The sequence below is a fragment of the Micromonospora yongxingensis genome (assembly GCF_052601155.1).
The window spans coordinates 179,819-204,042 of the sequence record NZ_JBQXEO010000002.1 but is presented as its reverse complement, the minus strand read 5'-3'; the positions used below and the strand labels follow the sequence as shown (position 1 = coordinate 204,042).

Here is a 24,224-nt window from a genome sequence, read left to right as displayed (position 1 = left end):
TGTTGACTTCCGTGGGTTGCCCGGTGCACTCTCAGCTCTCATGCGGCGATGGCAGGGTGACGGCATCTATTTCGGCGGCGACTACAACCCGGAGCAGTGGCCCGAGCAGACCTGGTCCGAGGACGTCGACCTGATGCGCCGCGCCGGGGTCAACCTGGTCTCCGTCGGCATCTTCTCCTGGGCGCTGCTGGAACCCACCCCGGGCCGGTTCGAGTTCGGCTGGCTGGACCGGGTGCTGGACCTGCTGCACGACGGCGGCATCCAGGTCGACCTCGCCACCGCCACCGCCAGCCCGCCGCCGTGGCTGGCCCGCGCGCATCCGGAGACGTTGCCCCGCCGGGCCGACGGTGCGATCCTCTGGCCGGGCGGACGGCAGGCGTACTGCCCCAGCTCTCCGGTGTTCCGACAGCGGTCGCTGGAGTTGGTGCGGGCGGTCGCCGACCGGTACGCCGAGCACCCGGCGGTGGTGATGTGGCACGTCTCCAACGAGCTGGGCTGCCACAACGTGCACTGCTACTGCGACGTCAGCGCCGAGGCCTTCCGCGACTGGCTGCGCGAGCGGTACGGCGACCTGGACCGGCTCAACGACGCGTGGGGCACCGCCTTCTGGAGCCAGCGCTACGGCGACTGGGCCGAGATCAACCCGCCGCGCACCGCCCCGACCTTCGCCAACCCCACCCAGCAACTGGACTTCCTGCGTTTCTCCTCCGACGAGCAGCGGGCCCAACTGCGCGCCGAACGCGAGTTGCTGAAGACGTTGGTCCGCCAGCCGGTGACCACCAACTTCATGATCGGCACCGGGATCAAGTACATGGACTACCACTCCTGGGCCGGCGACGTGGACCTGGTCTCCAACGACCACTACCTGACCGCCGCCGACCCGCAGGCGCACGTCGGGTTGGCGCTCTCGGCCGACCACACCCGGGGCGTCGCCGGTGGCGAACCGTGGCTGTTGATGGAGCACTCCACCAGCGCCGTCAACTGGCAGCCGCGCAACGTGGCGAAGCTGCCGGGGGAGTTGCGCCGCAACAGCCTGGCGCACGTCGCCCGCGGCGCCGACGGGGTCCTGTTCTTCCAGTGGCGGGCCTCCCGGGCCGGGGCCGAGAAGTTCCACTCCGCGCTGGTGCCGCACGCGGGGCCGGACACCAAGGTGTTCCGCGAGGTCTGCCAGCTCGGCGCGGACCTCAAGGCGCTGGCCGAGGTGCGCGGCAGCCGGGTGGACGCCGAGGTGGCCATCCTGTTCGACTGGGAGGCCTGCTGGGGCGTCGAGCTGGACTCGCGCCCCAGCGTCGACGTCCGGTACGTCGACCGGCTGACCGCCCTGTACGGCGCACTGTTCAAGGCCGGTGTGACCGCCGACATCGTCCACCCGTCGGCCGATCTCAGTGGCTACCGGCTGGTCCTGGTGCCCACCCTCTACCTGGTCCGCGACGCCGACGCCGACGCGCTGCGCCGGTTCGTCGAGTCCGGCGGCACCGCCGCGATCACCTACTTCAGCGGCATCGTGGACGAGAACGACCACATCCGGATGGGCGGCTACCCGGGCGCGTTCCGCGAGCTGCTCGGCGTACGGACCGAGGAGTTCTTCCCGTTGCGTGAGGGCGAGCAGGTCCGGTTGGACGACGGCAGCACGGCCGACGTGTGGACCGAGTGGCTGCACTCCGAGGGCGCCGAGGTGCTCGCCTCGTACGCCGACGGGCCGTTGCCGGGCGTACCGGCGCTGACGCGGAATCCGGTCGGCGCCGGCGCCGCCTGGTACGTCGGCACCCGGCTGGACGAGCCGGCCACCGATCGGCTGGTCACCCGGCTGCTCGACGAGGCCGGCGTCCGCCCGGCGGCGGAGGCGCCGACCGGAGTGGAGGTGGTCCGGCGGCGCGACGGCGAGCGGAGCTGGCTGTTCGCCATCAACCACACCGAGGCCGAGGTGCGGCTCGCGGTCAGCGGCACCGAGCTGTTGACCGGGGCGCGGTGTACCGGTGAGCTGACGGTGCCGGCCGGTGAGGTGGTCGTGGTCCGGGAGGACCCGGCCGCCGACGCGACCTGACCCGGCGACAATGACGGCGCGAAGGAGGTTACCCAGGTGCTCGCCCAGCAGCGGCAGACCGCCATCCTCGATCTGATCCGTCAGCGCGGTGGCGTGCGGGTGAGCCAGCTGGTCAGCCGGTTCGGCGTGTCCGACATGACGATCCGGCGCGACCTGGAGGTGCTGGCCGAACGCGGCCTCGTGGACAAGGTGCACGGTGGAGCGACGCTGGCCGGGCCGGGTTCGGCCGAGGAGCCCGGCTTCGCCGCGAAGTCGATCCGCCAGCAGGCCGAGAAGCGGGCCATCGCCGAGCGGGCGGCGACCATGGTGGAGCCGGGGATGGCCATCGCACTCTCCGCCGGCACCACCACCGCCGCGCTGGCCACGCTGCTCTCCGACGTACGCGGGCTGACCGTGGTGACCAACTCGATCCCGGTGGCCGACGCGCTCTACCAGAACCCGCGTGCCGACCAGACGGTCGTGTTGACCGGTGGCATCCGTACGCCGTCGGACGCGCTGACCGGGCCGGTGGCCGAGGCGGCGATCAGCGCGCTCAACGTCGACCTGCTCTTCCTCGGGGTGCACGGGCTCAGCCCACGGACCGGCTTCACCACACCGAACCTGCTGGAGGCCGGGGTCAACCGGTGCCTGATCGGCGCCGCCCGCCGGCTGGTGGTGCTCGCCGACCACACCAAGTGGGAGACCATCGGCATCGCCACGATCGCTCCCCTGGAGGCGGCCGACGTGCTGATCACCGACCGTGGGCTGTCGGCGGAGGCGCGTGCCGCGATCGGCGAGCAGGTGGGCGAGCTGGTCGTCGTCCAGGCCGACTGACGCCTGACGCCGTGACGGCTGCCTCAGTCCGGTTGCCCGGTCCGCCGCCGTCTGGTGCGGTACGGCAGCGCGAACAGGTACAGGCCGGTGAGCAGGAGCAGGGCGAGGGGGAGCAGCGGCACGTAGGACACCCAGACGACCGGCTCCTCCTGTGCCAGGGCGACGAACGTGACGATGACGGTCACGGTGAAGGCGATGGCCAGCCAGCGGTGCGTCTGCCGAACCCACTTGTTTGATGTCACGGGAACCTCCTCCGACGGGGAGCAACCCCGGACCCCGGCGATCCGCCGGGCGGGACGTCGATGCGGGTCACGCTAACGCCGGCCCGGCGACCGGGGCTTCTCGATTCCTGACCGGTTCGTCACCTGACCGCGCTCGCTCGCGGGATTCTGAGTCGTTGACGACATCAGCTCCAAAGGGCGCGCGCGGGTTGCCCGCCGGGTTGCTGACCCGGCACCCCAGCGGCATAAGTGCCCGACGCTGGCGTAGGAGGGTTTCAGCTTTCCGCGGAGCGGCGCTGCTCGACGAGGACCTGGACGCCGTCGAGGATTCGCTGCAGGCCAAACTCGTACAGCCAGTCCCGGTCGGCCTCGGGCTCGTCGGTCGAGGCGAAACCGCCGCCGTTGAACGCGGCCGTCAGCGCGGGAAACCGCGCCGGATCGATGATGCGGGTGAAGAGCGTCTCGTAAGGGTCGCTGTCGGCGATCGCGGTGGGCGCACCGGCCGTGTGGAACGTCAGGTCGGCGAAGCTGTGCGCCTGGATGAGCAGGATGGCGGCCACCTTCTCGCCCTCGTCGAGTGGCGTCGGACTTAGTGCGCGGAGCCCGTACTCGAACCAGCTGAGCTGGTTCGGGGTGGCGGGCGGGCCGAGCATCGACAACGTCTGCAGGATCCACGGGTGGCTACGGAGCTTCCGCACCGCGGCCCAGGCCCAGCGGTCCAGGTCCGCCCGCCAGCCCTGGCCCGTGACCAGGTCAGCGGGTGGAGGGCCGACGGCGGCGTCCTGCATGTGCAGGATCAGCTCCTCCTTGTTCGCGACGTGCCGGTAGAGCGACATCGTGGTGAAGCCGAGGCTCTTGGCGACCCGGCTCATCGACACGGCGCCGAGGCCGTCGGTGTCGGCGACCTCGATCGCGGCGCCGACGATGCGCGTCAGCGACAGGCCCTCCCGTGCTTCGGCGGGGGGCCTGGCCGTCCAGATCGCCTCGAGCGGCGACATCGCGCGTTCCATGAGGGGTTGATCCTATACCCGGTGTATGGCATACACTTGGTTTATGCCATACACAGTCGAGATTGAATCCCTTACGAAACGGTTCGGCGGTGTCGCCGTCCTCGATGGGATCGACCTGCGTGTCGAACGCGGCAACGTCGCGGCGCTGCTGGGGCCGAACGGCGCCGGCAAGACGACGGCGGTGAAGGTGCTCTCCACGCTGCTGCGCCCGGACGGCGGCCGGGCCGTGGTGGCCGGGCACGACGTCGCCTCCGCGCCAGCGGCGGTCCGCCGCTCGATCAGCCTCACCGGCCAGTACGCGGCGGTCGACGAGATGCTGACCGGCCGGGAGAACCTGGTCCTGATGGGTCGGCTGCGCCACCTCACCAGGGCTTCGGCGCGGGCCCGGGCCGACGAGCTGCTCGACCGCTTCGAGTTGACGGCGGCCGGCGGGCGGCGGGTGTCGACCTACTCCGGCGGGATGGCCCGCCGGCTGGACATCGCGCTGAGTCTCGTCGTCGAGCCCCGGGTCCTGTTCCTCGACGAGCCGACCACCGGGCTGGACCCGCGCAGCCGCCGCGACGTCTGGGGCTCGATCGCGGAGTTGGCCGCCGCCGGCGTCACCGTCCTGCTGACCACTCAGTATCTGGATGAGGCGGACCGGCTGGCAGACCACATCACCGTGCTGAACGGCGGCCGGGTCGCGGCCGAGGGGACCGCCGAGCAGCTCAAGGCCCGGATCGGCGGCGAGATCACGCAGCTTGTCCTGCCCGACGACCACGCGCTCGCCCGCGCCGTGGCGCTGCTCGCCGCCAACGGCGTGCCTGCCAGGGAGGACGCAGAGACGCTGTCCGTGCACGTGCCCACCGACGGCAGCGCGGCGGCGGTGCGAGACCTGCTCGGGCTGCTGCACGCCCACGGCGTCCAGGTGCACCGGCTCGCGCTGCACCGGCCCACCCTCGACGAAGTGTTCCTCGCCCTGACCGAGCAGCCAGCGGCCGTGGCGGTGACCCGATGACCGCTCCCGAGCTGACCAGGATGCCCGGCGTGATCGTGGACGTGAGCGCCCTGGTCGGGCGCGGCCTGCGACGGTCGGTTCGCAGCGTCGATGCGTTGATCACCGCGATCCTGCTGCCGGTGCTGATCCTGCTGGCGTTCGTCTACGTCTTCGGCGGCGCGATCGAGACCGGCACGCGTTACCTGACCTACGTGGTGCCCGGGATCATCCTGATCTGCGCGGCCTTCGGTTCGGCGTCCACCGGCGTGGGGGTCAACCAGGACATGACGACCGGTATGATCGCCCGTCTCCGTTCGCTGCCGGTCCTCGGATCGGCGGTGCTGATCGGCCACATCGTCGCCAGCGTGGCGCGCAACCTCGTCTCGACGACCATCGTCGTGGCGGTGTCGCTCCTCCTCGGTTTCCGGCCCACCGCCTCGGTGCTGGACTGGGTGGCCCTGGTCGGGCTGCTGGTGCTGTTCATGTCCGGGGTGTCGGCCCTGTCGGCGGCGTTCGGCCTCCTGGTGACGAACGCGGAGGCGGCCGGGGCGTTCTCCTTCGTGGTGCTGTTCCTGCCGTACGTGAGCAGCACGTTCGTGCCGCCGGAGACGATGCCGGCCTTCCTCCAGGGCTTCGCCCGCCACCAGCCGATGACGCCGCTGGTCGAGACGATCCGCGGTCTGCTGGTGGGCGGCCCGGTCGGCGGGTCGGCTCCGGCCGCGCTCGCCTGGGCCGCCGGGTTCCTGGTGGTCGGCGTGGCCGCGTGCGGAGTGCTGTTCCGGCGTCGCGCCAACCGCTGAGGCAACTCAGCGCACTTCCCTGAAAACGCAGCGTGATCGGCGTCGGTACTTCACAGCCACCTCACAGGGCCCCTGGATAAGGTGCCCACGAGTCAACGTCCGACTCCATCCTGGAGCGGTCGGCTGTCGCACAGGAGTTCCGATGGTCTTCAAGAAGATGTTGAGCGCGTTCGGTGTCGGCGGTCCCAGCGTGGACACCGTGCTGACCAACCCCAACACCCGACCCGGCCTGACCCTCGACGGGCAGGTCAACCTCGTCGGCGGTGACAGCCCGGCGGCCATCGAGCAGGTCGTGATCGGTCTGGTCACCCGGGTCGAGGTCGAGGGACACGACACCGAGTACGCGGGCACGATGGAGTTCCACCGCATGTCGGTCAGTGGCCCGCTCCAGCTCGCGCCCAAGCAGCAGCTCTCGATCCCGTTCCAGCTGCCGGTGCCGTGGGAGACCCCGATCACCGACGTCTACGGCCAGCGCCTGCACGGCATGACGATGGGCCTGCGGACCGAGCTGGCGGTGGCCCGCGCGGTGGACAAGAGCGACCTGGACCAGGTGGCCGTGCACCCCCTGCCGGTGCATGAGCGCATCCTGGAGGCGTTCCAGCAGCTCGGCTTCCGGTTCAAGCACGCCGACCTCGAGCGCGGCCACATCCGGGGCGTCCAGCAGACGCTGCCGTTCTACCAGGAGATCGAGTTCTTCGCCTCGCCGCAGTACGCGAACACGATCAGGGAGGTCGAGCTGACCTTCGTGACCAGCCAGCGCGGGGTCGACGTGATCCTGGAGTGCGACAAGCGGGGCGGCTTCCTCAGCGCCGGGCACGATGCGTTCGGCCGCTACCAGGTGTCGCACGCCGACGCCGACCGCGTCGACTGGGCGCAGGTCGTCGACGGTTGGCTGCGCGAGACCACGTCGCGCTACGGCAGCCTGCGCTCGCAGGGCTTCGGCCCGGGTCACGGTCACGGCCACGGCCGGGGGCACGGGATGGGCGGCATGGTAGCCGGCGCGGCGCTCGGCGTCGCCGGCGGCATGGTCGCCGGCGAGATGATCGAGGACGCCTTCGAGGGCGACATGGGTGGGGACTTCGGCGGCTTCGACGAGTAGCCGTCCACAGGCGACGGTGGCCTCCGGGAGGTTCTCCCGGAGGCCACCGTTTGCTCTGCTACGCGTACCCGGTCAGTGCCGGGCCTTGCGCTCCTCAGCGCTACGGTAGTTACTGCCGGCCTTGGCCAGGCCTCGGCTACCGAGGTAACCCAGCGTCAGCAGGGTGATCATGAACCAGGCGTTGTCGGCCCGGAAGATGTCGACCCCAGCGGAGTTCCTGCCGACGACCTGCGACGCGCCCAGTACGGCGATCACTGCGGCGATGTAGACCCAGAACTCTGTGGTCTTGAACGCCTGCTTGGTCTCCGTGCCGGGTGCCTGCATGTCGTTCCGACGCCCGTCCTGCACGACCGGCATCTGCCGGGTGGCCCGGTCCTGCATCGACGCGGGGTTCTGCACGTCCGACGTCGGTCGGTTCATGGGCCTGGTGGAAGCAGCCTGCGTGCTCATCTGGTCCTCCTCAGGATGCGATGAGTCGTACCTGCATTCCCTCGCCCCGCTACCGCGTTTCGGCCACGGCAGGGTTGGCGTTCGTGGCGGGGACAACCCCCGACTACCCGAGGCGCCGGAGCAGGTAACACCGAACGCCGGCCGGAAAATGCCGGCCGGCGTTCGGGTGGTCAGCGTGTCAGCGCAGGTCAGCGCAGACCGTTGCGGATCGCCACGCTCACCAACAGGTCCGGGTCGTCGGTGATGATGCCGTCGACGCCCAGGTCGATGACCCGCTGCATCACCCGCGCGTCATCGACGGTGTACGGGATCACCTTCAGGTCGTAGCGCGTCTGGAGGGTCCGAACGTCCGGTCCGTGGAAGTACGCCGGGTTCTCCCGCAGGTACCAGTCGGCCGAGGCCACGGTGCCCTGGTGCGGGTCGTGCACCTGCCAGTTGGCGGACACCGTGCCAGCGCCCGCGGCCCGGGTCAGCTTGCCCAGGTCCTGGTACTTCCACCAGTCCAGTCCACCGGTCCACGGGCTCTTCACCGACGGGTTGCCGTAGACCGCCTGCAGCGAGCACTCGTCGGCGAGGGTGGCGCACTCGGCCGGGCCGTACTGCCAGACCAGGCCGACCGTGCCGATCCGCCGGTCGAGCTGGCGGGCGTAGGTGATGGTGCGCCAGTCGAACGACTGGATGGTGGCCCGGTTGGTCAAACCGGCACGCTGGATCGCGTCGACCAGCTTGCGGGTGAAGCTGCGGTACGGCTCGGTGTCGTTCACCACCGGGCTGATCTTCGTCTCGATGTTCATCCCGATGTCGCTGCGGCCACTGGCCTTCACCAGGGCGAAGACCTCGTCCAGGGTGGGAATCCGGGCACCCGGCGCGGGCACCTGCGCGGGCAGCTCGGGCAGTGTCTTCGTGCCGCAGTCCACGGTCTTGAGCTGAGCCAGGGTCAGCTCGTGTACCGGCTTGCCGACGTAGGGGAACTGCCGGTCGCCGGGGCGCACCGGGGCGGTGTCGACGCAGTGCGACCCGTTGACCGTGCGGTCGTGCAGCACGACGAGCTTGCCGTCGGCGGTGACGCCCGTGTCCAGCTCCAGCGTGGAGATGGCCCGGTTGGCCAGCGCGTTGGAGAACGCCGGCAGCGTGTTCTCCGGTCGGGTGGCCCGACCGCCGCGGTGTGCCTGGATGTCGAACGGCGCCGCGTACGCCTTCGGCAGCCGGTAGCCGCGCTGGGCCAGGAGGCCGCGCAACCGGTCCGGGTAGTCGGTGATGATGCCGTCCACGCCGTCGTCGATGAGCTTGGCCATGGTCGGCAGGTCGTCGACCGTCCACGGGATCACCTTGATGCCGTACCGGTGCGCCTCGGCCACCATCTCCCTGGTGACGTACGGCTTGTAGCCGGGGTCGGTGACCGTGCCGTTCTGCGGCGAGCCGTGCACCGGCGAGAAGGCGCTGGCGCCGAAGCTGCGGATCGCAAGGATCGGGTCGCCACCGAAGTTGTCGATGTCCAGCCCGCCGAGCCACGGCGAGGCACCCGGCTGACCGGTCTGCAGGAAGTCGTAGTTGGTCAGGGCGACCAACGGCAGCTTCGGCTCTACCTGGCGCATCCGCATCAGGGAGCCCCAGTCGAAGCTCTGGATGGTGACCTGCTTGAGCATCCCGGCGGCGCGGACCTCGGCCGCGGTGACCCGGACGAACTGCTCACGCGGCGCGGTCTCGGTCGGTGCGCCGGCCTCGACCTTGGTCTCGACGTTGAGCTTCACGTCCTTGGCCCCGTAGCGGTTGACCAGCGCGAAGACCTCACGCAGCAGCGGCATCCGGGCACCCGGGACGGCGAGCTGCCCGGGCTTGTCCGACAGCGTCCTCGAACCGCAGTCGAGGGTGCGCACCTGGGCCAGGGTGAGCGTGTTGACGTACTTCCCGACGTACGGGAACTCCGGGTCGCCCGCGGTCACCGGGGCGGTGTCGACGCACTTCGTGCCGGTGATCTTCCGGTCGTGGGTGACCACGGCCTGGCCGTCCTCGGTGATCTGCACGTCCAGTTCGAGGGTGGTCACCCCGAGCTGGAGGGCGTTGCCGAAGGAGGCGAGGGTGTTCTCCACCCGCAGCCCGAGGCCGCCGCGGTGGGCCTGCACGTCGAATGTCCGGTCCGGTCGCGGCTTCGCCTGGGCGGGCACCGCGAGCCCGGTCGTCACCGTCGCGGCCACCAGGGCCGCGATGGCGGTACGGCGTACTGTGCGCACGCTGTCATCCCCTCCTGCCGGCGGGCGTCTCCCACCGGTCGCCGGACAGCATGGACACCAGGGAAGACGCGTAGGCGGCCGGCGGGCGGCGCGACGGTGAACCGGGGTGGACGACCTCCCGGTCACGGCGGGTTTGGCCGGCCGGTGGCGGGGCACGCAACCAGTTCCACAGCTTCTGCGAGGTGATGGACATGCGTGAGGACGACATGCGGCAGCAGGCCGCCCGCCGGGCGGAAGACAGAATCGCCGGCGGCGTGTACGGCGAGGGCGCCCTCGACGAGGTGACGGTGCCCCGTACCGACGTGCAGAGCCAGATCCAGCGCGACGACCCGCTCGACCCGGCGCACGAACGGGTCGACCCGCAGGTGCTGCGCGACGGTGGCCCCACCCGGGGTCAGGGTGCCGTGACCACCACCGGTGGCACCGCGGGCCCGGCGAGCGTGCGTCGGGTGGCCCGGCAGCCGGAACGGCACCCGGGCAAGGTGGCGCCGACCACCACCGGCGACGCGACCACCGGCGGTCTGGGCACGCCGATGGGCGGCAGCACCAGCGACCAGTCCACGTCGGCGACCGGGCCGGCGAAGTCCATCAGGGACACGTCCAGCGACTGACCGGTCGGTCGCGATCCCGCCCGCCCCCACCGACCGGCAGATCGGTGGGGGCGGCGCGGGTCAGCGGCCGGGCCGTAGGACGCCGAGGCGTTGGGTGGCGCGGGTGAGCGCGACGTACAGGTCGCTGCGACCGCGCGGGGACTCGGCGACCATCCGGTCCGGGTCGACCACCAGCACCGAGTCGAACTCCAGCCCCTTGGCCTGCGCGACGGTCAGCACCACCACCCGGCTCTCCAGCTCCGGATGCTCGCCCACGGCGGCCTCCGGCAGCGCGGCGGTCACCGCCGCTCCCAGCTCGTCCACCCGACCGGCCGGCACGATCACGCCGAGTCGGCCCTCGGCCAGCGCGGTCGCCTCCCGGGTGGCCGCGGCGACGAGTTCCGCCGCCAACTGCTCGTCGGGCACCGCCCGGTCCCACGGTGGTACGCCGCTCTCCCGCACCGAGCGCGGGGGCCGCAGGCCCGGGTCGATCTCGGCCAGCACCTCGGCGGCGACGGCCATGATCTCGGCGGGGGTGCGGTAGCTGACCGTCAGCTCGGTCAACCGCCACCGCTGCGCCACGTACGGGGCGAGGGCGTCCGCCCAGGAGGGCGTGCCGGTGAGCGCGCCGGTCTGCGCCACGTCCCCGACGATCGTCATCGACCGGCTCGGGCAGCGGCGCATCAGCAGCCGCCACGCCATCGGCGACAACTCCTGCGCCTCGTCCACGATGACGTGGCCGAACGCCCACTTCCGGTCGGCGGCGGCGCGCTGCGCGGTGGTCAGCCGGTCGGCCTCCTCCTGCCGCTCCAGCAGCCGGTCCGCGTCGATCAGGTCGGTCACGCCGAGGATCTCACCGCCTTCGGCCTCGTCCTCGACGTCGATCGAGCGGGAACCCCGGGCGATCTCCAGCACGCCCTCGGCGTACTCCCGTTCCATCCGGCGGATGCGATCGAGTCGCGCGGCGGCGGCCCGCTCGTCCTCGCCGAGCAGCTCGGCGGCCTCGTCCAGCAGCGGCACGTCGGCCGGCGTCCAGCCACCCGGCTCGCGGTGCAGCAGGGCCCGCTCCTCGTCGGTGAGCATCGGCGCGGCGGCGGCGATCCGGTCCGGGTCGGCGTACAGGTCGGCGAGCAGGCGCTGCGGGGTGAGGACCGGCCAGAGCCGGTCGAGGGTGGCCTGGATCTCCGGTTCCTCCCGCAACTCCCGGCGGATCTCGGCCCGGTCGGCTTCGTCGAGCAGGTTGTCCCCGCCCAGCGGGTCGGCGCCGATCCGCTCGGCCACCTGGTCGGCGAGCGCGTGCACGATCTCCACGTCGAACAGCGCCCGGGCCAGGTTGTGCGGCCGGTCGGTGCGGCGCACCCGGTCCCGGGCGGTGCGCACGGTCTCCGGGTCGAGGGTCAGCGCCTCCCGCTCCACCTCGATCTCCAGCGGCTCGTCCGGCACCCACTGCCGGTCCCGTACGGCCAGCGCCAGCACCTCGGCCAGCACCGCTCGGCCCTTGAGCGCGGCGGTCCCGGCCGGCTCGGCCCGTTGCGCGCTGACCCCGGGAAAGAGATCACCCTGGGTACGCAACAGCACGCCGGTCTCCGCGAGGGTGGGCAGCACCTGGGAGATGTAGCGCAGGAAGGTCGCGTTCGGGCCGACCAGCAGCACGCCCCGGCTGGACAGCTCCCGCCGGTGTGTGTAGAGCAGGTACGCCGCCCGGTGCAGGGCGACCGCCGTCTTGCCGGTGCCCGGGCCGCCCTGGACCACCATCACCCCGGGCAGATCGGCGCGGATGATCCGGTCCTGTTCGGCCTGGATGGTCTCCACGATGTCGCGCATCCGGCCGGTGCGGCCGGCGTTGAGCGCGGCGAGCAGCGACGCCTCGCCGGTCAGTTCCTCGTGGGCGTCCGGGGCGGCGGTGTCGATGTCGAGCACCTCGTCGTTGAGCCCGGTCACCTTCCGCTGGCGGGTCCGCAGGTGCCGGCGGCGGCGGACGCCCTGCGGGTTGGCGGCGGTGGCGAGGTAGAACGGGCGGGCGGCGGGGGCCCGCCAGTCCATCAGCAGCGGGTCGTAGTCACCGGTGGTGTCGAAGATGCCGATTCGGCCGATGTAGCGGCGGGAGTCATCGTCGCCGTCGAGACGCCCGAAACAGAGCCCGTCCTCGACGGCGGAGAACTGCTCCACCTGATCGGCGTACATCGCTACCGAGCTGTCCCGCTGGGAGCGGTCCTGGCGGGTGCCGCCGGTGTTGCGCAGCTCGTCGGTGAGCCGGGAGGCGGCCTGCTCACGCAGCCCGTCCAGCCGGTCGTAGAGCATCGAGACGTACTCCTGCTCGCGGCCGATCTCGTCGTCGAGCGGCAATTCGCCGGAACCGCCGGAATGCCTTGACAAGCCGTCTCCCTTAAGATTAGAATCCTTTGCAGGAACGGCTTTCAAGCCGTTCTTTTTTGTGCCCTAGAACTGTTGAAGATAGCGCGTCCCGTCGGCTCCGACCAAGCCGGACGGGCCGGCGCGCCCGGGTGATCGCGAGGTGGCGGCGGATGATCCTGCGGACCGGGCAACGGGTGGTCTTCATCGGCGACAGCATCACCGACTGCGGCCGGCGGGCCGCCGCCGCGCCGTACGGCGAGGGCTATGTGAGCCTGGTCCGCGCCCTGGTCAGCGCCCGCCACCCCGAGCTGGAGCTGGAGTGGGTCAACCGGGGTGTGAGCGGGGACACCGTGCGGCACCTGGCCGCCCGCTGGGCGGAGGACGCGCTCGCCCTGCGCCCCGACTGGCTCTCCGTGATGATCGGCATCAACGACATCTGGCGGCGCTACGGCGACCGGCCCGACGAGGCCGTCCCGATCGACGAGTACGAGCGCACCCTGCGCGACCTGCTTCGCCGTGCGGTGGACGCCACGGGCTGCCGGCTGATCCTCGGCGACCCGTTCCTGATCGAGACCGACCGCGGCGACCCGCAGCGCGCCGACACCGACCGGTACGCCGCCGTGGTGGCCGCGCTGGCCGCCGAGTTCGACGCGGTGCACGTGCCCACCCAGGCGGCGTTCGACCGGGTGCTGACGGTCAGCCCGGCGAAGCGCTGGGCCGACGACCGGGTGCACCCCCACCTGCCCGGCCACGCGGTGCTCGCCGACGCGTTCCTCACCGCCCTCGGCGTGACCACCGGCGCCTGACACGACGACGCGCCGGGCCGACCGATGGGTCGACCCGGCGCGACAACGGTCGATCAGCCGCGGGCGGCCTGGTAGAGCCGCTCGGGCGTCACCGCGCCGGCGAGGACCCGGCCGTCGTCGGTGAGCAGCACGCTGAAGAGCTTGCCGGCGAGCAGTCGACCGCTGCCCCAGTCACCGCTGACCGCCGTCAGCCCGGCGAGCAGTTTCGACATGTCCGCCTCCGGTGCCCCGGCCGGCTTGTCACCGGCCGGCTTGCCGCCGGTGGCTCCGTCGAGGCGGGCGACCAGCACGGTGGTCCAGCCGGTGCCGACGGCCCGTACCTGCGGGTCACCGGCCGGCGCCGCATGCCCGGGCCGTCCCGCGGCCGGTCGTTCGGCCGTCTCCTCGGTCACGGTCACCCCGGGCGGCGGGTTGAAGGTGAACTGGTCGGCGTCGGGACGCCGGTAGTCGACCTGGGTGAACGCCACCTCGAACGCCGGCTGGTCGCTGCCCTTGGCGAGCACCTCGAAGCGCAGCGGCACGTGCTGCTTGGCGTCGATGGCGATCCGCAGCTGGTGCACCAGCGAGTCCTTGTCGCGCGGCTGGAGCACCAGCTCGTACGCGTCCCGGCCGGCGACGGTGGCCGACCGGCCGACGGTGACCTCGGTGCTCGGGTCGATCGCACCCAGGGCCAGGTCGGCGGCCTGCTGCGGGGTGGCCGGCAGGTTCGGCTGGGCCTCGGGGGCCGGCTTGCCGGCGCCGGCGAGAGTGCGGTGGTTGGCGGTGTTGGTGCGGCTGTCCCACGTCCACACGTCCCGGCCGTTGCGGATCACGTCCCGCTCGCCGAGAGTGTCCAGCAGCGCGACCCGCTGCCGCTCCGGCCCGGAGTACCAGACCCGCAAAGTGTGCGTGCCGCTCAGCAGGGTGGTCAGGTCGTTGCCGGGGATCATCCCCACCAGCGGCGGCAGACCGAGGTCGGCCCGCTGCACGACGGTCCCGGACAGCCCTTCCAGCCGGGAGGTCTGCAGGTCGACCAGGAGCTGTGCGGCGGTACGCGGCGGCAGGCTCGGTTCGGCCTCGGCGGCGAACGTGCCGATCGCGGCGCCGCCCCCGATGACGGCGACGGCGGCGGTCGCCGGGACCAGCCAACGCAGGACAGGACGGCTTCTCAGAACGGACATGGTGGCACCTCCTGCGACCATCCTGCCCGGTGGTCGCTGTGAACGTGCTGAGGACGCCGATCCGCCTCGATTGACCCGGGTGGCACCCTTGAGGCGTGCGGTTGCTGGTGGTGGAGGACGAGGCCCGGTTGGCGGCTGCCCTGCAACGTGGCCTACAGGCGGAGGGATTCGCCGTGGATGTGGCCCCGACCGGCCCGGCCGGCCTGGATGCGGCCCGGCACGGCGGGTACGACGCGATGATCCTCGACGTGATGCTGCCCGGCCTGTCCGGCTACGAGCTGGTGCGGCGGCTGCGCGCCGAGCAGCACTGGCTGCCGGTGCTGATGCTCTCCGCGAAGGACGGCGAGTACGACCAGGCCGACGGTCTGGACTGCGGCGCCGACGACTACCTCACCAAACCCTTCTCGTACGTGGTGCTGCTGGCACGCCTGCGGGCCTTGCTGCGCCGGGGCGCGCCGGAGCGCCCGGCGGTGCTCGCCGTCGGCGACCTGCGGCTGGACCCAGCCCGGCGGCGGGTCACCCGGGCCGACGCGGAGGTGACGCTGACCGCCCGGGAGTTCGCGCTGCTGGACTACCTGATGCGCAGGCCCGGTCAGGTCGTCTCCAAGATCGAGCTGCTGGATCACGTCTGGGACGCGAGCCTGGAGACCGCCCCGAACGCGGTCGAGGTGTACGTCGGCTACCTGCGGCGCAAGCTCGGCCGCGACCGGCTGGAGACCGTCCGGGGCGCCGGCTACCGGCTGGCGACATGAGCACCGACGTGCCGGCCGGCCCGACCGCCGGCACGCCACCCGCCCCCGCGGACGACCCGGCGACCGCCGTCGGCGAGGACACCGCCGGGCGCCGGCCTCCACCGGGTGCCCGGCCCACCGGGCACGACCATGACCGGACCGCCAACGGCCCGTTGAGCGCCGCCGGCCGGTCGTGGCGCGGCCGGCTGCCGGTGCTCGGGCTGCGGGGCCGGCTCATGGCGATCGGCGTGTTCGGCCTCGCCGTCGGGCTGGCACTCGGCGGGGTGGTGCTGCTCGGGGCGCTCGGCTACGTGCTGCAGCGCACCGTGGACACCGAGGCGTTCCGGACCGCGGACGCGGTCGCCCTACTCGCCGCCGAGGACGCGCTGCCCGATCCGCTGCCGGTGGCCGGTGGGCAGGTCCGCGTCCAGGTGGTCGACGCGCAGGGTCGAATCCGGGCCGCCTCGATCGACGCGGACCGGCTGGTGCCGATGGTCCGCCCGGAGCGGCTCGACCCCGACCGGCGGCAACGGTTGGAGGTGCCGGCCGAGCGGGTCGGTCTCGCCGGCCCGGTCCGGGTGGTCACCGTTCCCGCCGGGACCGCCGCCGACCCGCTGACCGTGCTGGTCGCCCGCTCGATGGCCGACGTGCGGCACAGCACGCACGTGGTCCGGACCATCCTGCTGGTGGCGTTTCCGCTGCTGGTGGCCGTACTGGCCGGCGTCGCCTGGCGGGTGGTGGGCGCGACCCTGCGGCCGGTGGAGGCGCTGCGCCGGGGCGCCGAGGAGATCACCGGGCGGGCGGGGACCGGACGGCTGCCGGTGCCCGCCTCGGCCGACGAGATCCACCGGTTGGCGGTCACCCTGAACGGGATGCTGGACCGGCTGGAGTCCGCCCGGGACCGGCAGCGGGCGTTCGTCTCCGACGCGGCACACGAGCTGCGCAGCCCACTGACCAACATCCGGACCGAGCTGGAGGTGGCTCAGCGCCTCGCGGGGCGTACCGACTGGACGGCGGTGACCAGCAACCTGCTCGCCGACACCGAGCGGCTGAGCCGGCTGGTCGACGACCTGCTGCTGCTGGCACGCCTGGACGAGACGCCACCGGCGCGGGGGACCGGGCCCGTGGAGCTGGGAGCCCTGCTGACCGAGGTCGCCGCCCGGTACCCGTCGCCGCCGGTGCGGGTGGCGCCATCGAGCGGCCCGCTGTGGACCGTCGGGAACGCCGGCGAACTGCGCCGGGTGCTGGCCAACCTGGTCGACAACGCGGTCCGGCACGCGCGCGGCCGTGTCCTGCTCGCCGTCGAGGCGACGCCTGCGAGTCACCGGGAGGCGGCGTACCACCTGGTGACGGTGACCGACGACGGCCCGGGGATCCCGGTTTCCGACCGGGGGCGGGTCTTCGGCCGGTTCACCCGGCTGGACGACGGGCGGGCCCGGGACGACGGTGGCGCCGGCCTGGGCCTGGCGATCGTGTGGGAGTTGGTGCGTCGCGCGGGCGGCAGCATCACGTTGACCGACGGCGACGACCAGCGAGGGCTGCGGGTCCGTCTGCTGCTGCCGGCGCTACCGACCGACGAGGGCCGCGAGGCGGCCACACCGTGACGAGCGGTTGTCACGGGACGCCTCCGCACGCTCAGCGGCGGCGGGTGCAGACCTCGTCGGCGCTGGCGACGGTGTCGGTGGACCAGACGACGGCCACCGTGAAGCAGTAGTCGTTGGTGCGGCCCAGCGCGTAGACGACGAAGCTGGTGGCGCCGGCGGGCAGCGTGGCGAAGGCGGTCTTGCCCTGACCGGCCCGACCACCGGAGACGACCACCGGCCCCTCACCGCCGGCCGGGTAGGTCCAGTTCAGAGCGATGTTGTCCCGGTTGTCGCGCAGGGTGACGGTGCCCGGTGGGGTGCCGGGTGCGGCCGCGGGCGGCGCCCCGGCGGGCGGGGTGGCGCCGCTGGCGGCCGGGGCGGCGCTCGTGGTGGCCGGTGCGGGGCCGGCGCTGGGGGAGCCGGTGTCGGGCGCCGGCGCCTGGTTGTCCCCGTCGCCGACCCGGGCCACCCCGGCGATCACGGCAGCGGCGCCCAGCAGGACCACGACCACGCCGCCCACCAACACCGGCACCAGCTTGTTGCGCTGTGGCGGCGGAGCCCGGTGTACGGGCACCGGCAGCAGCCGCGACGGCGTGTACGGCTCGACCGGTGTGGACGGCTCGACCGGCGTGTACGGGTCAGACCGCGGGTACGACTCGGCCGGCGAGTACGGATCAGCCGGCGAGTACGGCTCCGCCGGTGCGTCGGGCTCGGGCGGTGCGCCGGGTCGGTGCAGCCGGTACACCCCCGACGCCTCTTCCGTGCCGCCCGCGAGGCCGACCACGGACGGCGGCACGGGTGGCTCGGTGGGGTGCGGCGTCGGCTCGTCCGCCGGACCGGGCGGCCACCACGAGCCCGCCGACCCGCCGGGCTCGTCGGCCGGCACGCGAGGATTCGGCACGCCGCCGCCGACCGGTCCGCCGCCAGCGACCGGCCCGCCGCCGCTGGCCGCCGGGCCGCCAGCCACGACCCCGCCACCGGCCACGGCCGCGCCTGCTGCCGGGCCGGAGTGCGCCGGCCCAGGCTCCGGCGGGTGGTAGCCGGACTCGACCCGACCGTCGCGGTGCGGCGGTGTGCGGGCAGCCGGCACGGTCGGGGCGTCCCGGACGGTGGGTGGGTCGTCGGCGCAGACGTGGTCGGGGTTGGCAGCCGCCCGGGCCAGTGCCGCCACCTGCACCGACAGCGGGTCGTCGGCGGCCAGGTGCTGCCGGCACAGCTCGCGGGCCAGCGCCAGGTTGTCGTGCGCCTCGGCGAACTGCCCACAGTCGCGCTGCATCGCCCCGAGACGGGCCAGCATCTTGATGCCGCTGGGGTGCCCGTCGCCGTACACCTCGCGGTGCAGCTCCCAGGCGTCCTGGAGCCGGTCGCGGGCCACCGTGCACTGGCCGCGGGCGTACTCCACGGTGGCCAGGTCGGCGTGGGCGGCGAGCACCCGCAGCGACTCGGGGCCGTCCTGCGCGGTCAGCTCGATGATGACTTCCTGGTAGAGCCGGGCGGCACGGGAGTGGCTGCCGACCCGGTGCAGCACCGCGGCGAGGGTCGCCGCGGCGGCTACCGTGCGGGGGTCGGAGCGGCCGTGCAGCCGGTTGGTGGCCGCGTACGCGAAGGCGGCCCAGCCCCGGGCGGAGTGGGGCTCGCCGAGGGCCACCAGCACGCGCGCCTGAAGGCTGGCCGCCTCGGCCAGCTCCCCGGTGGCGTTGGCCGGGCGAGGGTCGGCGTCGGTGAGGGCGTCGGAGAGCAGCCGCTGCGCGCCGGCCAGGTCGCCGGCGGACACGAGGTGGTGCGCCTGATCAGTCAGTTCGCCGAAGCCGGAGGACACGCCCCATCGTGCTCATTTGACGACGGTAAGTACAAGACCCGCGCCGGTGTCGATCGGTCAGGATCTCGTCAGGTGCTCGGCCAGCGTCTCGCTGATGCGGCGCAGCTGGTCGACCTGGGCCGGGCTCAACGCGTCGAACAGGTGCCGGCGTACTCCCTCCACGTGGCCGGGTGCGGCGGCGGCGAGCGTGGCGAAGCCGGCGTCGGTGAGCAGCGCGACCTGTCCCCGCCGGTCGGTGGGGCACTCCTCGCGGCGCACCCATCCGGCCGCCTCCAGCCGGGCGACCGCGTGAGAGAGCCGGCTGCGTGACGACCCGGCCGCGTCGGCCAGCTCGCTCATCCGCAGTTGACGGTCGGGGGCCTCGGAGAGCCGGACCAGGATCTCGTAGTAGGCGTGGGGCATGCCCGCGTCGCGTTGCAGCTCGCGGTCGAGCGTGTCCATCAGCGCTCGGGAGGCGGTGAGGAACGCCCTCCAGGTGCGCTGCTCGTCGGAGTCCAGCCAGCGGGTCATGAGCCCCATCATACCCGAGATGGTTGAACGCTCAACTAAACCGCGCTAGCCTGGTGCCATGGGTATCCACCGGCTCAACCACGCGGTCCTCTACGTCAGTGACCTCGCCCGCAGCGTCGCCTTCTACCGCGACGTGCTGGGCTTCCGCCCGGTGGCGATGACCCCGGACGGCTTCCGGGGCGCCACCTTCCTGCAGGCCCCCGACTCGACCAACGACCATGACCTCGGCCTGTTCGAGATCGGCGCCGGCGCCGGGCGGTCCACCGCTGGCCGGGCCACCGTCGGGCTGTACCACCTGGCCTGGGAGGTCGACACCCTCGACGAGCTGGCCGCCACCGCCGAGCGGCTCACCGCCGCCGGCGCGCTGGTCGGCACCTCCGACCACGGCACCACCAAGAGCCTCTACGGGCAGGACCCGGACGGCCTGGAGTTCGAGATCGTCTGGCTCGTCCCGGCTGACCGGCTCGACGACGCGGCGCTGGCCGCGCGCAAGCGGATCGGCCGGCTCGACCTGGCCGCCGAGCGGCAGCGCTACGGCGGGCAGACCCGGGGCGGGGTGGGGATCTCCGTCCCGGCCTGACCGGTCATACGGTAGAACGGACCGATGCCGACCGACCGGACCACCGATTTCCTCCGCGAGCTGCTGGTCCGCCAGTTGACGACCTGGCTTCCCGCGGCCCTGCAACGCTCCCGCCGGGCCACCGTCGCCGTGACCTGGGCCGGCGGGGCGGAGGCCGCGCTGCGGGTGATCGCCGGGCAGGCCGACCAGCTCCGGGGTCGGCGGGTGACCGTGCTGGTGCTGGCCGACGGCGCGCCTGACCTGGCGGCCCGGCTCGGCCCCGTCGAGGCGGACTTGCCCGCCGAGGTCACCGTCCACCTGCTGCCCGGCAATCCGGACCGGCTGCCGGTCGCGGTGAAGGCGGCCGGTGCGGCCGGCGCCCCGCTGTTCAGCTTCGTGGACCTGCCCGGCGCCGCCACCCCGGAGTTGCTCACCGCCGTGAGCAACGGCCGTGCCGGCGAGGTGCTGCTGCACGCCGGCAGCGGTGCCCGCGACGTTCTCCTCGCTGCCGGTTTCCCGCTGGTCGCCGAGGTGGTGCCGGTTTTCCCCGACGGTGAGGCCGGCGTGATCGCGTTCGGCAGCCGCTCGGACCGGAGCCTGGAGGCGATCCGGGACGCGCTCTGGGCGGTCGGTGCGGATCTCGACGTTCGCTACCGCGACCCGGTCGACCCGGCAGGCGCGCCGGTCGACGTGGCCGCCGATCCCGACCCCGGGTCGCTGGCCCGCGAACTGCTGGCCGAGCTGCGCCGGGGCGGCTCTCGACCGGTCACCGACCTGCGCCGGCACACCCTCACGGCCACCGTCTACCGGGCCGCCGACGCCAACCGGGCGCTCGCCGCCCTGATCGAGGCGGGCGACGTGCGTCGCGAGCGCGAGGGCGGCCGGCTGGCCGGCGACGAGATCATCACCGTGCGGCGCTGAGCCCGCGCACCGGCCTGTGTCTCCCGGCACTCGGACACCGAGCGGGGTGCCGGTGATCCACCGGCACCCCGCTCGACTCCCGGGCCTCTAGGACCGGGACTTGTCCTGCTTCCAGGACAGCGGACCCGGCAGGTCGACGCGGTGCGCCCTGGCCTTCGAGTTCCACGACCAGCGCCCGATCTTGATGCTCCACGAGGAGAAGCCGTTCTCGGTGAAGTTCAGGATGATCGGACCGTACTTCTTGCGCTTGCGAAACATGAGGCCCATCGGAGGACTCCCTTCGTCACCGTTCCCTGCCGTGTCGAGATCGAACATGCCCGAACCGGCGAATTCCGAAACTCTCTCCCTGTCCGACCTGGACGGTGCGCCACGACGCGCGGCGAATCCCTACTCAACAGATAGGTGTTGCGCGGCGGTAAACGCTGCTCGTGACGGCTCGTAACATAGTCGGCGATACAGATCTCACCTTCTGGAAGACCGTTGACCGGTCGATCCCGCCAACGGCAGCATGAGGTCATGTCGCAGCGGGATGAGCTTCTCCTCACCGCTCGCGTGCACGTCGACCTGGTCCGGCACGCGAGCGCGCTCTGTTGAGCTGACCGGTCCATCCGGCTCGGCTCCATCGCCGCACTCCCACCGCCCGCGCTCAACGCGGAGCAGCGTGCCTTCGCGCCCAGCAGCTGGGCGTCCCCGCGATCCCATCGTGGACAGATCAGGAGACTCCCCATGTCCCCACCTCGTCATGCCGTCCTGCGTACCCTCGCCACCGCCGCCGTGCTGGCCCTGCTCGCCGGCGCCGCCGGCTGCGGTGGCGACGCCCAGGCCGGCGCCGGACAGGCCACCGAGCTGCGCTACCAGGGCTCCGTCGGCCAGGTCACCCTCCCCGAACTCGCCGCCGACCTCGGCTACCTCGGCGACGTCCGGCTCAACTGGATCGGCAACGTCACCGGCGGCCCGCAGGACATCCAGGCCACCGCCACGGGGCAGAGCGACTTCGGCGGCGCGTTCAACGGCGCCATCGTCAAGCTCGCCGCCGCCAACGCCCCGATCACCGCCGTGGTCAGCTACTACGGCTCCGACGCGCAGAGTTTCCAGGGCTACTACGTGCTCGACGACAGCCCGATCCGCGGCCCCCGCGACCTGATCGGCAGGAAGGTCGGCATGAACACCCTCGGCGCGCACGCCGAGGCCGTGCTGAAGACCTGGCTCGCCCGCGGCGGGCTCACCCCCGCGGAGATCAAGCAGGTCGAACTGGTCGCCCTGCCACCGGTCAACACCGAGCAGTCGCTGCGGCAGAGGCAGATCGACGTCGCGGTGCTCGGCGGGGTGATCCGCGACAAGGCGGTCGCCGGCGGCGGCATCCGCACCATCTTCACCGACTACGAGTTGCTCGGCGCCTTCAGCGGCGGCACCTACGTCTTCCGCGACGACTTCATCACACGCAACCCCGAGACCGTCAAGGCGTTCGTGACCGGGGTCGGCAAGGCCATCGAGTGGGCACGAACCCAGCCCCGGGAGACGGTGGTCGCCCGGATGCGGGACATCATCGCCAAGCGCGGCCGCAACGAGGACCCGTCGCTGGTCGCGTACTGGAAGAGCAGCGGCGTCGCCGGTCGGGGCGGCGTGATCGACGAGCGGGAGTTCCGCACCTGGATCGACTGGCTCGCCGCCGAGGGCGAGCTCCGGGGCGACCCGCCGAAGCCCGCCGACATCTACACCAACCGGTTCAACCCCTTCGTGGACGGGGGCGGCGCGTGAGCACCGACAAGATTCTCTTCGACGCGGTGAGCAAGACCTTCCCGGTCCGCGCCACCCGGCGTGGCGCCGCCGGCGCGGTCACCGCGCTGGACCGGGTCACCCTCGGGGTACGCCCCGGCGAGTTCCTCGTCGTCGTCGGCCCCAGCGGCTGCGGCAAGTCCACCCTGCTCGATCTGCTCGGCGGGCTCACCGCGCCGACCGGCGGGCAGGTGCTGGTCGACGGCCGGCCGGTCACCGGCCCCGGCCTGGACCGGGGCATCGTCTTCCAGCAGTACGCCCTGCTGCCCTGGCGCACCGCCGCCGGCAACGTCGCGTTCGGCCTGGAGGCCAAGGGGGTGCCCCGGGCCGAACGCGCCGACCTGATCGACCACCACCTGGACCTGGTGGGCCTGCGCGGCTTCGCCGACCGCTACCCGCACGAGCTGTCCGGCGGGATGAAGCAGCGGGTCGCCATCGCCCGCAGCCTCGCGTACGACCCGGACGTGCTGCTGATGGACGAGCCGTTCGCCGCGCTCGACGCGCAGACCCGCGACTCGTTGCAGGACGAGCTGGTGCGGATCTGGGCACGCACCGGCAAGACCATCGTGTTCATCACCCACGGCATCGACGAGGCCGTGCACCTCGGCCAGCGGGTGGCGGTGCTGACCTCCCGACCCGGACGGGTCAAGGAGGTCATCGACATCGACCTGGGCGACCGGGACGCCGTCGACGACGTCCGCTCCACCGACGCCTTCCGCCACCACCGGCACCAGATCTGGACGCTGCTGCGCGACGAGGTGCGCGCCGCACAGGCCGCCGAAGGCGCCACCGGCAGCCGCACCGCCCACACCGGAGCAGCCGGTGGTCGTACCCCCGCCCTGGCCGGAGCCGACGCGCAGCGTGCCGCGCCGGCGGTGGCCCGCACCGAGGAGGCCCGCGTTGGTTGACATCGCCGAACGTCCCACCCGGCTGGCGGCCCCGCCCGCCGTGCCCGGCGCGGCGGCCGACCCCGCCCCACCCGGCCTGACCGGTCGGCTGCTCGGCGTGGGCGGGAAGGTGCTGCACCGCGGTGTCGCGATCATCGCGCTGGCCGCGATCTGGGAGGTCACACCTCGGCTCGGGCTGGTGGACCGGGTCTTCCTGCCTCCGCTGTCGGAGGTGCTGGTGGCCTGGTGGGAGCTGCTGCGCACCGGGCAGCTCGCCGAGCACGTCGGGGCGAGCCTGACGCGGTCGCTGGCCGGGCTCGGCCTGGCCGTGCTCACCGCCATCCCGCTCGGGCTGCTGATCGGCTGGTACCGGCCGCTCGCGGAGCTGCTCAGCCCGCTGCTGGAGGTGTTCCGCAACACCGCGGCGCTGGCCCTGCTGCCGGTCTTCGTGCTCATCCTCGGCCTGGGGGAGACGTCCAAGATCGCCCTGGTGCTGTACGCCTGCTCCTGGCCGATCCTGCTGAACACGATCGCCGGGGTGAAGGGCGTCGACCCGCTGCTGATCCGGTCGGCCCGCTCGATGGGGCTCAACCACCTGCGGCTGTTCCAGAAGGTGATCCTGCCGGCAGCGGTGCCGACCATCTTCACCGGAATCCGGCTCGCCGGGGCGTACTCGATCCTGGTGCTGGTCGCCGCCGAGATGGTCGGCGCGAAGGCCGGGCTCGGCTACCTCGTCAACTACGCGCAGTACAACTTCGCGATCACCGACATGTACTCCGGGATCATCACGATCTCCGCCATCGGCCTGGTCGTCAACCAGCTCCTCGTCGCCCTCGAACGCCGCTTCTCCACCTGGCGCGTCGACGTCTCCGCCGGATAGGAC

The 24,224-nt window shown here is 72.6% G+C and carries 24 protein-coding genes; 15 read left to right on the top strand and 9 right to left on the bottom strand.

Annotated features, from left to right (window positions below; translation table 11 throughout):
* Positions 1-40: 40 nt before the first annotated feature.
* Positions 41-2,044, top strand: coding sequence for a beta-galactosidase (locus ACTWLT_RS04110; protein ID WP_445317201.1), 2,004 nt, complete (start codon positions 41-43; stop codon positions 2,042-2,044).
* 36 nt (positions 2,045-2,080) lie between these two features.
* Positions 2,081-2,857 carry a DeoR/GlpR family DNA-binding transcription regulator gene (locus ACTWLT_RS04105; RefSeq protein ID WP_445317200.1) on the top strand — a complete coding sequence of 259 codons (777 nt, stop codon included), beginning with the start codon at positions 2,081-2,083 and terminating at the stop codon, positions 2,855-2,857.
* Positions 2,858-2,880: 23 nt separating this feature from the next.
* Here the strand turns inward: ACTWLT_RS04105 and ACTWLT_RS04100 are convergent, their stop codons facing one another.
* Together ACTWLT_RS04100 and ACTWLT_RS04095 are read right to left on the bottom strand one after the other, a co-directional pair.
* Positions 2,881-3,099, bottom strand: coding sequence for a hypothetical protein (locus ACTWLT_RS04100; protein WP_445317199.1), 219 nt, complete (start codon positions 3,097-3,099; stop codon positions 2,881-2,883).
* Positions 3,100-3,353: 254 nt separating this feature from the next.
* Positions 3,354-4,088, bottom strand: coding sequence for a TetR/AcrR family transcriptional regulator (locus ACTWLT_RS04095; protein ID WP_445317198.1), 735 nt, complete (start codon positions 4,086-4,088; stop codon positions 3,354-3,356).
* Positions 4,089-4,131: 43 nt separating this feature from the next.
* Between ACTWLT_RS04095 and ACTWLT_RS04090 the strand changes: the two genes are divergently transcribed.
* From ACTWLT_RS04090 to ACTWLT_RS04080, 3 genes are all read left to right on the top strand, one after another.
* Positions 4,132-5,085 (top strand): ATP-binding cassette domain-containing protein, encoded by a 954-nt coding sequence (locus ACTWLT_RS04090; protein ID WP_445317197.1) that lies wholly within the window; start codon positions 4,132-4,134, stop codon positions 5,083-5,085.
* Positions 5,082-5,864, top strand: a complete 783-nt coding sequence (locus ACTWLT_RS04085; RefSeq protein WP_445317196.1) for an ABC transporter permease — start codon at positions 5,082-5,084, stop codon at positions 5,862-5,864. The genes ACTWLT_RS04090 and ACTWLT_RS04085 overlap by 4 nt, the downstream gene beginning before the upstream one ends.
* A 142-nt stretch (positions 5,865-6,006) precedes the next feature.
* On the top strand, positions 6,007-6,963 hold the full coding sequence (locus tag ACTWLT_RS04080) for a sporulation protein (RefSeq protein ID WP_445317195.1): 957 nt from the start codon (positions 6,007-6,009) through the stop codon (positions 6,961-6,963).
* Positions 6,964-7,035: 72 nt separating this feature from the next.
* Here the strand turns inward: ACTWLT_RS04080 and ACTWLT_RS04075 are convergent, their stop codons facing one another.
* Entirely contained in the window at positions 7,036-7,413 is a 378-nt protein-coding gene (locus ACTWLT_RS04075) for a hypothetical protein (RefSeq protein WP_252416427.1), read from the bottom strand.
* Positions 7,414-7,601: 188 nt separating this feature from the next.
* Entirely contained in the window at positions 7,602-9,644 is a 2,043-nt protein-coding gene (locus ACTWLT_RS04070) for a glycerophosphodiester phosphodiesterase family protein (protein WP_445317194.1), read from the bottom strand.
* Positions 9,645-9,835: 191 nt separating this feature from the next.
* Here ACTWLT_RS04070 and ACTWLT_RS04065 point away from each other — a divergent pair, with 191 nt between their 5' ends.
* A complete protein-coding gene (locus ACTWLT_RS04065) occupies positions 9,836-10,255 on the top strand; it encodes a hypothetical protein (RefSeq protein ID WP_252416425.1) in 420 nt (139 codons plus the stop codon).
* 60 nt (positions 10,256-10,315) lie between these two features.
* Here the strand turns inward: ACTWLT_RS04065 and ACTWLT_RS04060 are convergent, their stop codons facing one another.
* Positions 10,316-12,610, bottom strand: coding sequence for a HelD family protein (locus tag ACTWLT_RS04060; protein ID WP_510182477.1), 2,295 nt, complete (start codon positions 12,608-12,610; stop codon positions 10,316-10,318).
* A 149-nt stretch (positions 12,611-12,759) separates the two neighbouring features.
* On the opposite strand from ACTWLT_RS04060, the gene ACTWLT_RS04055 reads away from it, so the two are divergent.
* Positions 12,760-13,395 carry an SGNH/GDSL hydrolase family protein gene (locus ACTWLT_RS04055; RefSeq protein WP_445317193.1) on the top strand — a complete coding sequence of 212 codons (636 nt, stop codon included), beginning with the start codon at positions 12,760-12,762 and terminating at the stop codon, positions 13,393-13,395.
* A gap of 53 nt (positions 13,396-13,448) precedes the next feature.
* Here the strand turns inward: ACTWLT_RS04055 and ACTWLT_RS04050 are convergent, their stop codons facing one another.
* Positions 13,449-14,555: a LolA family protein gene (locus ACTWLT_RS04050; RefSeq protein WP_445317192.1), complete on the bottom strand. Its 1,107-nt coding sequence runs from the start codon at positions 14,553-14,555 to the stop codon at positions 13,449-13,451.
* 95 nt (positions 14,556-14,650) lie between these two features.
* On the opposite strand from ACTWLT_RS04050, the gene ACTWLT_RS04045 reads away from it, so the two are divergent.
* A complete protein-coding gene (locus ACTWLT_RS04045; RefSeq protein ID WP_445317191.1) occupies positions 14,651-15,307 on the top strand; it encodes a response regulator transcription factor in 657 nt (218 codons plus the stop codon).
* Positions 15,308-15,522: 215 nt separating this feature from the next.
* Positions 15,523-16,890: an ATP-binding protein gene (locus tag ACTWLT_RS04040; RefSeq protein ID WP_445317393.1), complete on the top strand. Its 1,368-nt coding sequence runs from the start codon at positions 15,523-15,525 to the stop codon at positions 16,888-16,890.
* A gap of 31 nt (positions 16,891-16,921) precedes the next feature.
* Here the strand turns inward: ACTWLT_RS04040 and ACTWLT_RS04035 are convergent, their stop codons facing one another.
* Together ACTWLT_RS04035 and ACTWLT_RS04030 are read right to left on the bottom strand one after the other, a co-directional pair.
* Positions 16,922-18,688: a tetratricopeptide repeat protein gene (locus ACTWLT_RS04035; RefSeq protein ID WP_445317190.1), complete on the bottom strand. Its 1,767-nt coding sequence runs from the start codon at positions 18,686-18,688 to the stop codon at positions 16,922-16,924.
* Between the two features lie 57 nt (positions 18,689-18,745).
* Complete coding sequence (locus tag ACTWLT_RS04030; RefSeq protein ID WP_252416420.1) at positions 18,746-19,207, bottom strand: MarR family winged helix-turn-helix transcriptional regulator; 462 nt, start codon at positions 19,205-19,207, stop codon at positions 18,746-18,748.
* A 49-nt stretch (positions 19,208-19,256) separates the two neighbouring features.
* Between ACTWLT_RS04030 and ACTWLT_RS04025 the strand changes: the two genes are divergently transcribed.
* Together ACTWLT_RS04025 and ACTWLT_RS04020 are read left to right on the top strand one after the other, a co-directional pair.
* On the top strand, positions 19,257-19,778 hold the full coding sequence (locus ACTWLT_RS04025; protein ID WP_252416419.1) for a VOC family protein: 522 nt from the start codon (positions 19,257-19,259) through the stop codon (positions 19,776-19,778).
* Positions 19,779-19,802: 24 nt separating this feature from the next.
* Positions 19,803-20,678 (top strand): hypothetical protein, encoded by an 876-nt coding sequence (locus tag ACTWLT_RS04020; RefSeq protein WP_445317189.1) that lies wholly within the window; start codon positions 19,803-19,805, stop codon positions 20,676-20,678.
* An 87-nt stretch (positions 20,679-20,765) separates the two neighbouring features.
* Here the strand turns inward: ACTWLT_RS04020 and ACTWLT_RS04015 are convergent, their stop codons facing one another.
* Complete coding sequence (locus tag ACTWLT_RS04015; protein ID WP_030333600.1) at positions 20,766-20,945, bottom strand: DUF4236 domain-containing protein; 180 nt, start codon at positions 20,943-20,945, stop codon at positions 20,766-20,768.
* Positions 20,946-21,194: 249 nt separating this feature from the next.
* Between ACTWLT_RS04015 and ACTWLT_RS04010 the strand changes: the two genes are divergently transcribed.
* The 4 genes from ACTWLT_RS04010 (at position 21,195) to ACTWLT_RS03995 (ending at position 24,221) form a co-directional block, all read left to right on the top strand.
* Positions 21,195-21,272, top strand: a complete 78-nt coding sequence (locus tag ACTWLT_RS04010) for a putative leader peptide (RefSeq protein WP_349881247.1) — start codon at positions 21,195-21,197, stop codon at positions 21,270-21,272.
* Between the two features lie 132 nt (positions 21,273-21,404).
* Positions 21,405-22,436 (top strand): ABC transporter substrate-binding protein, encoded by a 1,032-nt coding sequence (locus ACTWLT_RS04005; RefSeq protein ID WP_445317188.1) that lies wholly within the window; start codon positions 21,405-21,407, stop codon positions 22,434-22,436.
* Positions 22,433-23,362: an ABC transporter ATP-binding protein gene (locus tag ACTWLT_RS04000; RefSeq protein ID WP_445317187.1), complete on the top strand. Its 930-nt coding sequence runs from the start codon at positions 22,433-22,435 to the stop codon at positions 23,360-23,362. Before ACTWLT_RS04005 ends, ACTWLT_RS04000 begins: the two co-directional genes overlap by 4 nt.
* Positions 23,355-24,221 carry an ABC transporter permease gene (locus ACTWLT_RS03995; protein ID WP_445317186.1) on the top strand — a complete coding sequence of 289 codons (867 nt, stop codon included), beginning with the start codon at positions 23,355-23,357 and terminating at the stop codon, positions 24,219-24,221. Before ACTWLT_RS04000 ends, ACTWLT_RS03995 begins: the two co-directional genes overlap by 8 nt.
* Positions 24,222-24,224 lie beyond the last annotated feature (3 nt).

Coding starts and splice junctions, on each gene's coding strand:
- ACTWLT_RS04110 (WP_445317201.1), top strand. CDS start 41: ATGCGGCGATGGCAGGGTGACGGCATCTATTTCGGCGGCGACTACAAC.
- ACTWLT_RS04095 (WP_445317198.1), bottom strand. CDS start 4,088: ATGGAACGCGCGATGTCGCCGCTCGAGGCGATCTGGACGGCCAGGCCC.
- ACTWLT_RS04090 (WP_445317197.1), top strand. CDS start 4,132: ATGCCATACACAGTCGAGATTGAATCCCTTACGAAACGGTTCGGCGGT.
- ACTWLT_RS04085 (WP_445317196.1), top strand. CDS start 5,082: ATGACCGCTCCCGAGCTGACCAGGATGCCCGGCGTGATCGTGGACGTG.
- ACTWLT_RS04080 (WP_445317195.1), top strand. CDS start 6,007: ATGGTCTTCAAGAAGATGTTGAGCGCGTTCGGTGTCGGCGGTCCCAGC.
- ACTWLT_RS04075 (WP_252416427.1), bottom strand. CDS start 7,413: ATGAGCACGCAGGCTGCTTCCACCAGGCCCATGAACCGACCGACGTCG.
- ACTWLT_RS04065 (WP_252416425.1), top strand. CDS start 9,836: ATGCGTGAGGACGACATGCGGCAGCAGGCCGCCCGCCGGGCGGAAGAC.
- ACTWLT_RS04055 (WP_445317193.1), top strand. CDS start 12,760: ATGATCCTGCGGACCGGGCAACGGGTGGTCTTCATCGGCGACAGCATC.
- ACTWLT_RS04050 (WP_445317192.1), bottom strand. CDS start 14,555: ATGTCCGTTCTGAGAAGCCGTCCTGTCCTGCGTTGGCTGGTCCCGGCG.
- ACTWLT_RS04040 (WP_445317393.1), top strand. CDS start 15,523: ATGGCGATCGGCGTGTTCGGCCTCGCCGTCGGGCTGGCACTCGGCGGG.
- ACTWLT_RS04030 (WP_252416420.1), bottom strand. CDS start 19,207: ATGGGGCTCATGACCCGCTGGCTGGACTCCGACGAGCAGCGCACCTGG.
- ACTWLT_RS04025 (WP_252416419.1), top strand. CDS start 19,257: ATGGGTATCCACCGGCTCAACCACGCGGTCCTCTACGTCAGTGACCTC.
- ACTWLT_RS04020 (WP_445317189.1), top strand. CDS start 19,803: ATGCCGACCGACCGGACCACCGATTTCCTCCGCGAGCTGCTGGTCCGC.
- ACTWLT_RS04015 (WP_030333600.1), bottom strand. CDS start 20,945: ATGGGCCTCATGTTTCGCAAGCGCAAGAAGTACGGTCCGATCATCCTG.
- ACTWLT_RS04010 (WP_349881247.1), top strand. CDS start 21,195: ATGTCGCAGCGGGATGAGCTTCTCCTCACCGCTCGCGTGCACGTCGAC.
- ACTWLT_RS04005 (WP_445317188.1), top strand. CDS start 21,405: ATGTCCCCACCTCGTCATGCCGTCCTGCGTACCCTCGCCACCGCCGCC.